Source organism: Cupriavidus sp. SHE (assembly GCF_000812445.1).
Taxonomy (GTDB): Bacteria; Pseudomonadota; Gammaproteobacteria; order Burkholderiales; family Burkholderiaceae; genus Cupriavidus; species Cupriavidus metallidurans.
Genome location: NZ_JWMB01000026.1, coordinates 13,575 through 27,070 on the forward strand (window position 1 = coordinate 13,575; position 13,496 = coordinate 27,070).

10 protein-coding genes are annotated in these 13,496 nt (G+C 66.4%); 6 read left to right on the forward strand and 4 right to left on the reverse strand.

Going from position 1 to position 13,496, the window contains the following annotated elements:
- Window positions 1-61 precede the first annotated feature (61 nt).
- The 3 genes from RN01_RS14945 to RN01_RS14955 all read left to right on the forward strand — a co-directional run bounded on the left by RN01_RS14945 (window position 62) and on the right by RN01_RS14955 (window position 5,628).
- Complete coding sequence (locus RN01_RS14945; RefSeq protein WP_017513911.1) at window positions 62-3,256, forward strand: bifunctional cytochrome P450/NADPH--P450 reductase; 3,195 nt, start codon at window positions 62-64, stop codon at window positions 3,254-3,256.
- A 104-nt stretch (window positions 3,257-3,360) separates the two neighbouring features.
- The gene (locus RN01_RS14950; protein WP_024569552.1) at window positions 3,361-4,569 is read left to right on the forward strand and encodes an MFS transporter; all 1,209 of its coding nucleotides are present in this window, start codon (window positions 3,361-3,363) and stop codon (window positions 4,567-4,569) included.
- Window positions 4,570-4,602: 33 nt separating this feature from the next.
- Window positions 4,603-5,628: a GlxA family transcriptional regulator gene (locus RN01_RS14955; RefSeq protein WP_017514981.1), complete on the forward strand. Its 1,026-nt coding sequence runs from the start codon at window positions 4,603-4,605 to the stop codon at window positions 5,626-5,628.
- Window positions 5,629-5,648: 20 nt separating this feature from the next.
- On the opposite strand, the gene htpX is transcribed toward RN01_RS14955, so the two are convergent.
- The 4 genes from htpX to RN01_RS14975 all read right to left on the reverse strand — a co-directional run bounded on the left by htpX (window position 5,649) and on the right by RN01_RS14975 (window position 10,386).
- Window positions 5,649-6,527 (reverse strand): protease HtpX, encoded by an 879-nt coding sequence (gene htpX / locus RN01_RS14960; protein ID WP_017514980.1) that lies wholly within the window; start codon window positions 6,525-6,527, stop codon window positions 5,649-5,651.
- A 111-nt stretch (window positions 6,528-6,638) separates the two neighbouring features.
- On the reverse strand, window positions 6,639-7,022 hold the full coding sequence (locus RN01_RS14965; protein WP_017514979.1) for a hypothetical protein: 384 nt from the start codon (window positions 7,020-7,022) through the stop codon (window positions 6,639-6,641).
- Between the two features lie 124 nt (window positions 7,023-7,146).
- Window positions 7,147-8,817: an NAD(P)-binding protein gene (locus RN01_RS14970; protein ID WP_024569551.1), complete on the reverse strand. Its 1,671-nt coding sequence runs from the start codon at window positions 8,815-8,817 to the stop codon at window positions 7,147-7,149.
- A gap of 57 nt (window positions 8,818-8,874) precedes the next feature.
- Window positions 8,875-10,386, reverse strand: a complete 1,512-nt coding sequence (locus tag RN01_RS14975; protein WP_017513167.1) for a polyamine aminopropyltransferase — start codon at window positions 10,384-10,386, stop codon at window positions 8,875-8,877.
- A gap of 203 nt (window positions 10,387-10,589) precedes the next feature.
- Here RN01_RS14975 and RN01_RS14980 point away from each other — a divergent pair, with 203 nt between their 5' ends.
- From RN01_RS14980 to RN01_RS14990, 3 genes are all read left to right on the forward strand, one after another.
- Window positions 10,590-10,976 carry a DUF350 domain-containing protein gene (locus RN01_RS14980; RefSeq protein WP_011517890.1) on the forward strand — a complete coding sequence of 129 codons (387 nt, stop codon included), beginning with the start codon at window positions 10,590-10,592 and terminating at the stop codon, window positions 10,974-10,976.
- 40 nt (window positions 10,977-11,016) lie between these two features.
- Window positions 11,017-12,039: an SPFH domain-containing protein gene (locus tag RN01_RS14985; protein WP_011517889.1), complete on the forward strand. Its 1,023-nt coding sequence runs from the start codon at window positions 11,017-11,019 to the stop codon at window positions 12,037-12,039.
- A 9-nt stretch (window positions 12,040-12,048) separates the two neighbouring features.
- Window positions 12,049-13,496: DUF4178 domain-containing protein (locus tag RN01_RS14990; RefSeq protein ID WP_039016682.1), on the forward strand; the 1,448-nt coding region annotated here is incomplete at its 3' end.

Below are 13,496 nucleotides of genomic sequence, written 5' to 3' on the forward strand. Positions count from 1 at the left end.
TCTGGCGATTGTCGACGGCAGCTTTCCTGATGACGTCCACGCGCGACAAGGCGCTTCCCCCATGTCCACTGCAACACCTGCCGCTGCCCTCGAGCCGATTCCCCGTGATCCGGGCTGGCCGATCTTCGGCAACCTGTTCCAGATCACGCCGGGCGAGGTCGGCCAGCATCTGCTGGCGCGCAGCCGCCACCACGATGGCATCTTCGAACTCGACTTCGCTGGCAAGCGCGTGCCGTTCGTGTCCTCGGTAGCGTTGGCCAGCGAGCTGTGCGACGCCACGCGCTTTCGCAAGATCATCGGGCCGCCGCTGTCCTACCTGCGCGACATGGCCGGCGACGGCCTGTTCACCGCGCACAGTGACGAGCCGAACTGGGGCTGCGCGCATCGCATCCTGATGCCGGCGTTCAGCCAGCGGGCGATGAAAGCCTACTTCGACGTGATGCTGCGTGTGGCCAACCGGCTGGTGGACAAATGGGACCGCCAGGGCCCGGACGCCGATATCGCCGTGGCGGACGACATGACGCGTCTGACGCTCGACACCATCGCGCTGGCGGGCTTCGGGTACGACTTCGCATCGTTTGCGAGTGACGAACTCGATCCGTTCGTGGTGGCGATGGTCGGCGCGCTGGGGGAGGCGATGCAGAAGCTCACGCGCCTGCCGATCCAGGATCGCTTCATGGGCCGCGCGCATCGCCAGGCCGCCGAGGACATCGCATACATGCGCAATCTGGTCGATGACGTGATTCGCCAGCGGCGCGTGTCGCCAACGTCGGGCATGGATCTGCTGAACCTGATGCTCGAAGCGCGCGATCCCGAGACCGACCGGCGGCTCGACGACGCCAACATCCGCAATCAGGTCATCACGTTCCTGATTGCCGGCCACGAAACCACCAGCGGCTTGCTTACGTTCGCGCTCTATGAACTGCTGCGCAATCCGGGCGTGCTGGCGCAGGCGTATGCCGAAGTCGACACAGTGCTGCCCGGCGATGCGCCGCCGGTCTATGCCGATCTGGCGCGTATGCCCGTGCTCGACCGCGTGCTGAAGGAAACGCTGCGGTTGTGGCCGACCGCACCCGCCTTCGCGGTGGCGCCGTTCGACGACGTGGTGCTGGGTGGCCGTTACCGGCTGCGCAAGGACCGTCGCATCTCGGTGGTGCTGACTGCGCTGCATCGCGATCCGAAGGTCTGGGCGAACCCCGAGCGTTTCGATATCGACCGCTTCCTGCCCGAGAACGAGGCGAAGCTTCCCGCCCATGCCTACATGCCATTCGGACAGGGCGAGCGCGCGTGCATCGGCCGCCAGTTCGCGCTGACCGAAGCCAAGCTCGCGCTGGCGCTGATGCTGCGCAACTTCGCGTTCCAGGATCCGCACGACTACCAGTTCCGGCTCAAGGAAACGTTGACGATCAAGCCCGATCAGTTCGTGCTGCGCGTGCGGCGGCGCAGGCCACACGAGCGGCTCGTGACCCGGCAGGCATCGCAGGCCGTTGCCGACGCCGCGCAGACAGACGTTCGCGGCCATGGGCAGGCGATGACCGTGCTGTGCGCATCAAGTCTGGGCACGGCTCGCGAACTGGCTGAGCAGATCCATGCCGGCGCCATTGCGGCGGGCTTTGACGCGAAGCTGGCCGACCTCGACGACGCCGTAGGCGCCTTGCCCACTTCGGGCCTGGTCGTCGTCGTGGCCGCCACCTACAACGGCCGCGCGCCCGATTCGGGTCGCAAGTTCGAAGCAATGCTCGACGCGGACGATGCCAGTGGCTACCGCGCGAATGGAATGGGACTGGCGCTGCTCGGTTGCGGCAATTCGCAGTGGGCGACGTACCAGGCGTTCCCACGTCGCGTGTTCGATTTCTTTATCACCGCGGGTGCGGTGCCGTTGCTGCCGCGTGGCGAAGCCGATGGTAATGGCGACTTCGATCAGGCGGCCGAGCGCTGGCTCGCACAACTCTGGCAGGCGCTGCAGGCCGACGGCGCGGACACCGGCGGCCTCGGCGTGGACGTGCAGCTGCGCAGCATGGCGGCAATCCGCGCTGAAACGCTGCCGGCCGGCACGCAGGCGTTCACGGTGCTGTCAAACGACGAACTGGTAGGCGACCCGAGCGGCCTGTGGGACTTCTCGATCGAGGCGCCGCGCACGTCGACGCGCGATATCCGGCTGCAACTGCCTCCGGGCATCACGTATCGCACCGGCGATCACATCGCGGTGTGGCCGCAGAACGATGCGCAGCTCGTTTCCGACTTGTGCGAGCGACTCGATCTCGACCCCGATACGCAGGCCACGATCTCCGCGCCACGCGGCATGGGGCGTGGCCTGCCGATCGACCAGTCACTGCCGGTGCGGCAACTGCTGACGCACTTCATCGAGCTGCAGGACGTGGTGTCGAGACAGACGCTGCGTGCGCTGGCGCAGGCCACGCGCTGCCCTTTCACAAAGCAGTCGATCGAACAACTTGCTTCGGACGACGCGGAGCATGGGTACGCCACGAAGGTGGTCGCGCGGCGGCTGGGCATCCTCGATGTGCTGGTCGAACATCCGGCGATCGCGCTGACGCTTCAGGAACTGCTGGCGTGTACCGTGCCGATGCGGCCGCGCCTTTACTCGATTGCATCGTCGCCGCTGGTATCGCCCGATGTGGCGACGCTGCTGGTCGGCACGGTCTGCGCGCCGGCGTTGTCTGGGCGCGGGCAGTTCCGTGGCGTGGCGTCGACGTGGCTCCAGCATCTGCCGATCGGCGCGCGGGTATCCGCGTCGATCCGCACGCCGAATCCGCCGTTCGCCCCGGACCCCGACCCGACGGCGCCAATGCTGCTGATTGGTCCGGGCACCGGCATCGCGCCGTTCCGCGGATTCCTGGAGGAACGCGCGTTGCGGAAGATGGCGGGCAATGCGGTGACGCCGGCGCAGCTCTACTTCGGCTGCCGCCATCCGCAACATGACTGGCTCTATCGCGAGGACATCGAACGCTGGGCCGGGCAGGGTGTGGTCGAGGTTCACCCGGCGTACTCGGTCGTGCCGGATGCACCGCGCTATGTGCAGGATCTGCTCTGGCAGCGGCGCGAGCAGGTCTGGGCGCAGGTACGGGACGGCGCGACGATCTACGTCTGCGGCGATGGCCGCCGCATGGCGCCAGCAGTACGCCAGACGCTGATCGACATCGGCAAGGCTCAGGGTGGCATGACCGACGAGGCGGCGTCCGACTGGTTCGGCGGTCTCGTCGCGCAGGGCCGCTATCGGCAGGATGTCTTCAATTGAGCCGCTGAGTTCCCGGTTGGCAGAAATCCGCTGAACGTTGTCAGTCGGACGGCCATGCCGACCCGTACGCTGGGTGCCATCCCCATTTCCCTTCCGGAGACGCGATGGCTTCCCACGCATTGCGGCAGGCGCGCGTGTTGGCGCTGTGCCAGGCACTCTATACCTCGGCGCTGTCCGTCGACCTGACGCTGACGGGGCTGGTCGGCTACACCCTCGCGCCGAACAAGGCGCTGGCCACGCTGCCATTTGCGCTGATTACCGTGGCATCGGCGTTGACCGCCATCGCCGCGGCTTTCCTGATCGAGCGACTTGGCCGACGCCCGGCGTTCTGCCTCGGCGCACTGGCCTGCATGGCCGGTGGTCTGGTTTCGGTGCTGGCGATCTGGCGGCACGACTTCGTGTTGTTTTGTCTCGGTACGGCGCTGGTCGGAGTGTTCCAGGCATTCGCGCGCTTCTATCGCCTGGCCGCCGCCGATGCCGCGCCGCTTGCCGAGAAGCCGCGCGCGATATCGGCCGTGCTGACCGGTGGGGTAGTGGCGGCGGTGTGTGGCCCCGCGATCGCGGCCTGGAGCGCGGACATGATGCAGCCGCTGCCGTTTGCCGGCTCCTACGCGGTAGTTGCCGTGTTCGGCGCGCTATCCGTGGCCGTGCTGGCGCTCGCCTATCGGGAGCCACCGGCAGCGGCGCACGCCGCGGCAGCTGTGGATAACCTTCCGGCCCGGCCGCTCGGCGAGATCGTTCGCCAGCCTGTGTTCCTGGCATCGTTTGCGAACAACGGTATCGGCAACGCCGTGATGATGTTCATGATGACGGCCACGCCGATCGCGGCCGTAGCGTGCCAGCACACGATCAAGCAGGGCGCCCAGATCATCGAATGGCACCTGGTCGGCATGTATGCGCCATCGTTCTTCTCTGGCTGGCAGCTGCAGCGCTTCGGCAATCCGGTGATGCTGGTGAGCGGCATTGCGTTGTCGGCGCTCGCGGCCATCGTCGCGCTGTGCTCGACCACGCTGCCGGCCTTCTATCTCGCCCTGCTTTGTCTGGGCGTGGGGTGGAACTTCATGTTCGTCGGCGGCACGACGCTGCTGACCAGCAGCTACCGCCCGGCGGAGCGGGCACGGACGCAGGCGGCCAGCGAGTTTTCCACAGCCGCGCTGACCGCGCTGGCCACACTGGCGGCGGGGCAGGTGCTGAACCAGTGGGGTTGGCAGGGCGTGAACCTGGCGGTGCTGCCGGCATTGGCGGTGGCGCTTGCCGTGACGCTGGCGTGGCAGCGTCAGGAGCGGCTGGCGCCGTCGGCGGCGGGCGTATGATCGGCGCATCCGCGCCCAATCACTTGCCCCGCCATGCACCCAGCCCCCGAACCGCCGCGCGTTGTGGTCATCGTCGCGCCCGATCCTGCGCAGGAACTCGATGTCACCGGGCCGACCGCCGTGTTCGGTGCCGCCAACAAGCTGTGCGGCCGTGAGTCGCCGCCCTACGACCTGCACGTGGTCAGCGTCAGCGACGATGCCATCGTGCGTACGGAGAGCGGTCTGCGCATATTGGCGGACGCGCCGTACCACCGCATCGTCGAGCAGGTGGGCAGACCGATCGACACGCTGCTGATCTCGGGCGGCTCGGGCCATGCACGGGCCGCCGAGGACGAGCGGCTGATCGGCTGGCTACGCACGCAGGCGACGCAGGTGCGGCGGATGGGCGCGGTTTGCACCGGAGCGTTTGTTCTGGCCGGTACGGGGCTGCTCGACGCGCAGCGCGTGACCACCCACTGGCGTCATGCCGAGCGGCTGGCCCATCGGCACCCGCAACTGGATGTCGATGCCGATCCGATCTGGATTCGCGCGGGGCGCTTCTATACCTCGGCCGGTGTCTCGGCTGGCATGGACCTGTCGCTCGCATTGGTCGAGGAAGATCTGGGGCACACGGTGTCGCTGGACGTCGCGCGGGATCTGGTGCTGTTCCTCCGGCGTCCGGGCAATCAGGCGCAGTTTTCGACGGTGCTGCGGGCGCAGGCGGCGCAAAGCCCTGAACTGCGAGCGTTGCAGACATGGATTGCCGACAACCTCGGCCGGGACCTGTCGGTCGGCGTGCTGGCGGAGCAGGTGGCAATGAGTCCGCGCAACTTTGCGCGGGTCTTCGTGAAGCAGGTGGGAGACACGCCCGCGCGCTATGTCGAGCGGCTTCGCGTGGAAGCGGTGCGGCGCCTGCTGGAAGGGAGCGATCGGCGGCTGGAAGCCATCGCGCATGTCACCGGATTCGGCAATGCCGATGTCATGCGTCAGGCATTCCAGCGCCATGTGCAGACGACGCCCGAGCGATACCGGGCGGCATTCCGCGGGGAAGGGCAGGCAGTGGCGCTGGCGGCTGCGTAGCCACCAGCGCTCTGCGGGGCTTAGCGAGTGCCTTGCAGGGCCGCGATGCGCGATTCGATCGGCGGGTGGCTTGCAAACAGCGCCAGCCACGACTTGCCGCCCGAGATACCCATCGCCTGCATGTTCTGCGGCAGGCCGTCGGCGTCCAGACCACCCAGGCGGCGCAATGCCGCCACCATCGGGCTCGGCGTGCCGAGCAGCTTCGCCGCGCCGGCGTCGGCACGATATTCGCGATGACGCGAGAACGTGGCGACGATGACGCTGGCCAGGATGCCGAAGACGATCTCGCAGACCACCACGGTGACCATGTAGCCGATGCCGGGGCCGCTCGACTCCTCGTCATTGCGGCGCAGCCACGAATCGACGAAGTAGCCGACCACGCGCGCCATGAAGATCACGAACGTGTTCACCACGCCCTGAATCAGCGTCAGCGTGACCATGTCGCCATTGGCGATGTGGGCCACTTCGTGCGCGAGCACGGCCTCGACTTCGTCGTGCGACATCGACTGCAGCAGGCCCGTGGACACAGCCACCAGCGAGCCGTTTTTCGACGCGCCGGTAGCGAATGCGTTGGGCTCGCCATCATAGATCGCCACTTCAGGCATCGGCAGGCCGGCGCGCGTGGCCAGCTTCTCGACGGTCTGCACGAGCCAGAGCTCCGTGCTGGTGCTCGGGTGGGTGATGACCTGGGCGCCGGTCGACCACTTGGCGATGGTCTTGGACATCAGCAGCGAGATAAACGAGCCACCGAAGCCCATCAGCGCCGCGAATGCCAACAACATGCCGAGGTTGAGGCCGTTCGAGGTCAGGAAGCGGTTCACGCCCAGCAGGCTGGCCGTGACACTGAGGACAAGCATGACGGCGAGGTTGGTCGCCAGGAACAGAAAGATACGTTTCATGGATGTGGGGCGAGACTAGGAAGAACGCGGACGGGCCGCAAGCGCGCGGCCCGCTGGATGCGAACTGCGCGATAAAGGTGCGCGCGAAGCAACCTTCGCGCGAAAGCGGGATCAGCCGCGCGGCGGGCGCGGCAGCAGAGGCAGGTCGGGGTCCGGCAGCGCGATGCGGGCGTACTGCGGCACCGCGCTACGGCCGGTTGCGGTTGCCATGCGCGGAAGCGGCGCGGGCAACAACTGCTCGGCGAAATCCGCGCCCGGTGGCGACGGTTCCGCATTATCGGCAGGGTGGGAGGACTCTTGAGTCGTGGACGCCGCGATATCAGCAGGATCGCCAACATCGGCGATAGCGGCAGCATCGGTCGCCACGGTGAGCGTGGCCCGAGCGACGTCGGAGACATCGGCCGTCTGAGGCACCTGCACCATGCCGACGCCTGCCGCGGACGTGCCGAGACCTGCCCATGCCTGCAACGGCAGGAAGGCAAGCAGCACAATCATCAGCAGTAACCGGAACGGTTGCACGAGGAGTCGGGGCGCGGGTGACGCAAAAGACAAAAAGACTGGCGTCGATTCTACAGGATGGCAGGGGCCGGCGCAGACGGTCGTCCCCAGCCCGGCATCACTATCCGACGATTCTCAGCGCGGCGCGTGTGCCCCACCATGCCGCTTCCTCGAACACGGAGAGTCCGCTCAGGTCGGCGTGGGCAAACAGGATGCGGCCGTCGGTCTCACGCAACGCGCGGATGCCCGCGTTGCCCAGAAAGCCCGGCACCGGCGTGGCCATCGCGTGACCGCGTGCCGTGATCTCGACGGCGTCCGCATGGCGCCAGAATTCGCGGCCATAGACCGCGCGAAGATCGGACACGGCCAGGTCCATCAGCGCGGCCGGGTCGGCATCCGCCAGCCATCGCCTGACGGCATCTGGCGATCCCCCGGCAGGCGCGCCGGATTCGGCGTCGAGCGGACAGTAGGCAGTGAACGCGGTGTGCGCCGGACGTGCCTGGCGGATCCACTGGTGCGTGGCCACGACATAGCCGAGGCCGCGCGAGCCATACACGACGTTGTCCCACGCCAGCGGCACCCCGGCGGCCTCCGGCGGAAACCCCCGCAGGTGGAACGACGAAACCAGCCAGGGCGCGTGATACTGGAGATGTTGCGCCGGGTCGAAGCCGAGCGGCTTCAGCGGCACAACGTGGGCGGCGACATGCAACGGCATCGCGCAGATAACGCGCCGCGCCCGAATGCGAAAGAGCGCGGGCGGCCGTGTGACACCATCGGGCCAGTGCGCGCACAGCACGCTGACGCCCTCAGACGTTTCGTCGATACGCACGGCCATGCCCGCGCGCCGCCATGGCTGGCCGGCATGCATCCGCGCATCGATCTTCGATGTCAGCCGCGTCACCATGCCGTGCAATCCGTCCGGCCATGTCAGCACCGCGCCATCGGCGGCATTGCTGGCATGGCCGCCACGGCTGGCGAAGTAGTGCAGGCCCGCCCACGCGGACACGACATCGGCCCCCGCGCCATAGTCGTCACGGCAGCAGTAATCGGCGTACCAGTGCAGCGTTGGTGCGGTAAAGCCTTCGGCTTTCAGCCATTGCCGGAAGGTCTGGCGATCGAGCGCCGTCCATGCCGGGTCGCGCGAGGATTCGGCGATCGGAATCGCAAATGCCTTGCGGCCATCGCTGCCGGTGGCGTGGCGCAGCGCATCCATGCGGGTGAGGAAGCGTGTGTGCTGCGCATCGTGATCGTCATGATCGGGCAGCAGGCCGTCCTGCCATTTCCCGTCGAAGAACAGCCGCTCGTCCGGCGCGTGCACCAATGCACGTTCGTCGAAGCGTGGGCGCGCATCGAATGGATCGCGCTCGATCACCCCGACGTCGGCCAGCATCTCGCGCACGTGGGTTGATTGCGCCGAAGGCAATGGCAGGTAATGCGCGCCGCGCGGAAAGCCGATCTCGCCGAACTGGCCGCCGGCCGCATTGCCGCCGAACTCGGGGCCGTCGAGCATGATGAAGTCGCGATGACCAGCGCGCGACAGTTGCCATGCGGCCGACAGCCCGCCCGGGCCGCTACCCAGGATCGCCACATCGGTGCGCAGTTCGCCGCCCGGCTCGGGCCAGCCGCGTTGGTCACGCAGCGCGTGCCCCTCCGCCATGCCGGGGCGCAGGACCACCGGCGTGGGTTCGCGCAGGCCCAGGCCGCGCAGGAAGCTGTCGGCCTCGTCGCTGATGCGGCTACAGCCGGCCAGCGCGGTACCCGCGGCGGCGATCAGGAAGCGGCGGCGGTCCATCGGCCTCCTGGAGCAGCCGCTCCGGCAAGCGAACTTGCGGATGACTTGGCGGATGACTTAGCGGATGACATTGCGCCAGTCACGCTCGAAGTCGTGCACAAGGGTTTGTTCGTTGAGCCGGTTCGGCTCGCCCTGGCGCGGCGCCATGTCGGCGGGAAAACGGAACATCAGCGCAGTCGTATCCCCGTCGAGAAACTTCATCGGCACGTCGTAGCGCGTCGGCGGCGTGTAGTCGTTGCGCTTGCCAGCCAGGATGTAGCCCCACTCGCCGAACGACGGCACGTAGGTATGGTACGGCCACGTATGCAGCCCGGCTTCACGCAGCGTGGCGTCGATGTCCCAGAACGAGCGCGGTGCGTAGTAGGGCGATGTCGACTGCACCACCGCGTAGCCCTTCTCGGCCAGATGGCGCGACATCAGCCGGTACATCGGCACCGAATACAGCTTGCCGAGCCCGAAGTTGGACGGGTCAGGCAGGTCGACGATGATCGCGTCGAAGTTGTCCTGGTTCTGCTCGAGCCATTGCGCGGCATCGGCGTTGACCACGGTCACGCGCTGGTCGGTCAGCGAGCCGTGGTTCAGTGCCCGCAGCGGTTCACTGCGCGAGAATAGCGTGGTCATCGCCGGGTCCAGGTCGACCAGCGTGACGTGCTCGATATTGCGGTACTTGAGAATCTCGCGCAGCGCCAGCCCGTCGCCGCCACCGATTACCAGCACGCGACGCGCCCACGGCAGCGCCTGCAGCACCGGGTGCACTAATGCCTCGTGATAGCGGTGTTCGTCGCGCGAGGAGAACTGCAGGTTGCCGTTGATGTAGAGGCGGAGATCGTCCTTCCAGCGCGTGATGACCAGCCGCTGGTACGGGGTGGTTTCGCTATGGATGATCTCGTCGCCGAACAGGCCGCGTTCCGCCCAGTGCGTCAGATAGTTCGAACCGGCGAAGCCGACTGTCAGCACCGCCAGCACCATGCCTGCGCGCAGCGTGCGCAACGTCGTGCGCGACACCTCGTCGCGGAAGATGCGCAGTGTGAACAGCGCTACCGCGACGTTGAGCATGCCGAACAGGAATCCCGTGCGCGACAGCCCGAGCCGTGGCGCGAGCACCAGCGGGAATACCAGCGACACTGCCAGCGCGCCGAGATAGTCGAACGTGAGCACGCGGCTCACCAGATCGCTGAACTGGGCACGCCGCGCATTGAGGATGCGCATGACCAGCGGAATCTCCATGCCAACCAGCATCCCGATCACGAACACCAGCGCATACAGCGCGGTGCGGAATGGCGCGGAGAGCCAGGCGAATACCACGAACAGCAGCGCCGCCGAGATGCCACCGAGCAGGCCGACCAGGATCTCGATGTCGATAAAGCGGGTCAGGACGTCCTCGTCCTTCACGTAGCGCGAGAGCCACGAGCCGACACCCATCGCGAACAGGTAGCAGCCGATGATCGAGGAGAACTGGAGGATCGAATCGCCGAGCAGATAGCTCGACAGTGCGCCGGCAATCAGTTCGTAGCCAAGCCCGCAGGAGGCTACGATCAACACCGAAAGGACTAGGGTACGGTCGCGCATGGGGCGGCGGTCGCAACAGGTGAGCAACAGGAGATCGCCCGGAGCGCGGCTGGCGTTCCGGCGTTTCACAAATTGATATTGGAAGGAATAGGACTGCGGCTATACTTTGCCGCGTAGTTTGCCGCTGGCATCGCCGCACGGCAAGCGCATCGCGCAGGACCGGATATTTCCACAACTCCATCGACAGGCCGCGTACCCGAACCATGCTACCCATCTACGCCTACGCCGAGCATCTGCTGGCCAGCCTTGTGCTGCTGGTCGTGTTCGTCGGAGTCTACACCAGGATCACGCCCTTCAACGAGTTCGCGCTGATCCGCCAGGGCAATGTGGCTGCCGCACTCTCGCTGGGTGGCAGCACGCTCGGTTTCTGCTTCACGCTGTCGTCGAGTCTCCAGCACAACGACACCTTTCTGATGTTCCTGGTGTGGTCGCTGGTGGCGATGGTGGTGCAGGCAGTGGTCTACGCGGCGCTGGCGCGCGCATTGCCGGATATGGATGCGGCCATCGAATCTAACAATATGGCCATGGGCGGGCTGATGGGCACGATGTCGGTCTCGGTCGGCGTGCTCAATGCCGCGTGCCTGTCCTGAGGCCAGGACGTGAATCATTCCTTGGGAAGAAGGAGCTGACATGAGCATCGGGTCGTTCATCAGGAAGCAGTTCATCGACATCCTCCAGTGGACGGAGGACACGGACGGCGTGCTGGCGTGGCGCTATCCGATGGAAGACATGGAAATCCAGTACGGTGGCAGCCTGACCGTGCGTGAATCCCAGATGGCGGTCTTCGTCAACGAAGGCAAGATCGCCGACGTGTTCGGCCCCGGCATGTACAAGCTGACCACCCAGACGCTGCCGGTGCTGACGTACCTGAAGAACTGGGACAAGCTGTTCGAATCGCCGTTCAAGTCGGACGTCTACTTCTTCAGCACCCGCCTGCAGATTGGCCGCAAGTGGGGCACGGCGCAGCCGATCACGATCCGCGATGCGGACTTCGGCATGGTGCGGCTGCGCGCCTTTGGTCTGTATTCGTACAAGATCAGCGATCCGCAGAAGTTCTACACCGAGATCAGCGGCACGCGCGCCGAGTACACGCGCGACGAAGTGGAAGAGCAACTGCGCAATCTGCTGATCGCCACGATGACGAACACGCTCGGCGCGTCGTCGGTGCCGTTCCTGGACATGGCGGCCAACCAGACGCTGATGTCGCAGACGATCCACGAAAAGCTCGCGCCCGAGTTCGAGCGTTATGGCGTAGCGCTCGATAACTTCGCGGTCACCAATGTCTCCTTGCCAGAGGAACTGCAGAAGGCCATCGACACCCGCATCTCGATGGGGATGATGGGCGACATGGCCAAGTACACGCAGTACCAGGTGGCCAGCTCGATCCCGCTTGCCGCGCAGAACGAGGGCGGTGTCGCCGGGCTCGGCGCGGGTCTGGCCGCCGGGGCAGTCATGGGGCAGGCGATGGCTGGCGGACTCGTGGGCGGCGTGGCGGGTGTACCCGCTGCAGCGCCCGTCGCTCCTGCAACGCCTGCCGCCGAAGATCCGGCGGCGCGGCTGCAGAAGCTCAAGGAGCTGCTCGACAAGAGCCTGATCTCGCAGGCGGAGTTCGATACGGCCAAGGCGGAAATTCTCAAGAAACTCGTCGGCTGATTCCGCTCCATGCAAACGGTCAACTGTCCGGGCTGCGGCGCGGAGGTCCGCTTTCGGTCGTCCGCCGCGGTCATGGCGGTCTGCGAGTACTGCCACAGCACCTTGCTGCGCGAGGCCGATCAGGTACGCGACATCGGCAAGATGTCGGCGGTGCTCGAGGACTACTCGCCGCTTCAGATCGGCACCAGCGGCATCTGGCCGAATGACGGCAAGGGGCAGGGTTTTACGCTGGTTGGCCGTCTCCAGTTGCGGTACGACGCCGGTCTCTGGAGCGAATGGTATGTGCTGTTCGACGACGGCACGGACGGCTGGCTCGGCGATGCGTCGGGCCAGTACATGTTCACGCGCAGGGTGCCTGACGAAGACGCCGCGAAGGCGTCGGTTGGCAAGCTGCCGAAGTTCGAAGGCCTGAAGCCCGGCGAGCCGCTGTTCTTCAACAAGTACCGTTACGAAGCCGGTGATGTGCGCACCGCGCGCTGCACCGGTGGGCAGGGCGAGTTGCCGTTCCAGGTCGGCGCGGGCTGGACCGCTCAAGTCGCGGACTTCCGCAACGCGGGCAACTTCCTGACGCTCGACTACGCCGATGGCTACCCGCCCGCGGTCTACACGGGCCAGATGGTCGAGCTCGACCAGCTCAAGTGCCAGCTTCTGCGCAGCGCAGACGAGATTGACCGCACCGCCGACCGCTATCGTGGCAAGGCGATTCCGCTGGCTTGCCCAAACTGCGGCAGCCCGATCGCCTATCGCGCCGGTGTGGCGAATTTCATCATTTGCCCAAGCTGCCATAGCGAAGTCGATTGCACGACGTCGACAGCCATCGTGCTGGAGAAGCACGCCGAGATCGAGGCGCTGCAGACCAGCCTGACGCCGGGCGAGGTCGGCACGATCGACGGCAAGCCATACACCGTGCTCGGCCTGCTTCAGTGCACCGATGATGACGAGGACGAGACCTCGACCTGGATGGAGTACCTGCTGTTCAACGACACGGCCGGCTTTCTGTGGCTCGTGGAGCAGGACGCTGGCTGGGACCGCGTGCGCGTGCTGGATGTCTGGCCCGGCACGATGGCGTCGTCGAGCGTGGCCGTGCTGGCCGGCAACGAGTACCGCAAGGGGTTCGAATACGTCAGCCGCGTGCTCTATGCGGCGGGCACGTTCAACTGGCGCGTGCAGGCCGGCGATACCACGCGGCTGACCGAGTTCGGCCCGCCGGCGCGGCGACTGACGCGCGAGACGAGCGACACCGAGATCGTCTGGACGCAGTCCACCACGGTGTCGCGCACCCAGGTCGCGCAATGGTTCAAGGGCAACAAGGCGCTGGCCGCCGCGGCGAAGGCGCTACCCGAGCGCAAGCGTCCCGCCGCGCCAGCCACCGGCGACCTCGCGTACTGCCGCAAGGTCGCGTGGGGCATCGCTATCGCGATGTGGCTGCTGAACCTGCCGATCTCGTTCTTCGGCGG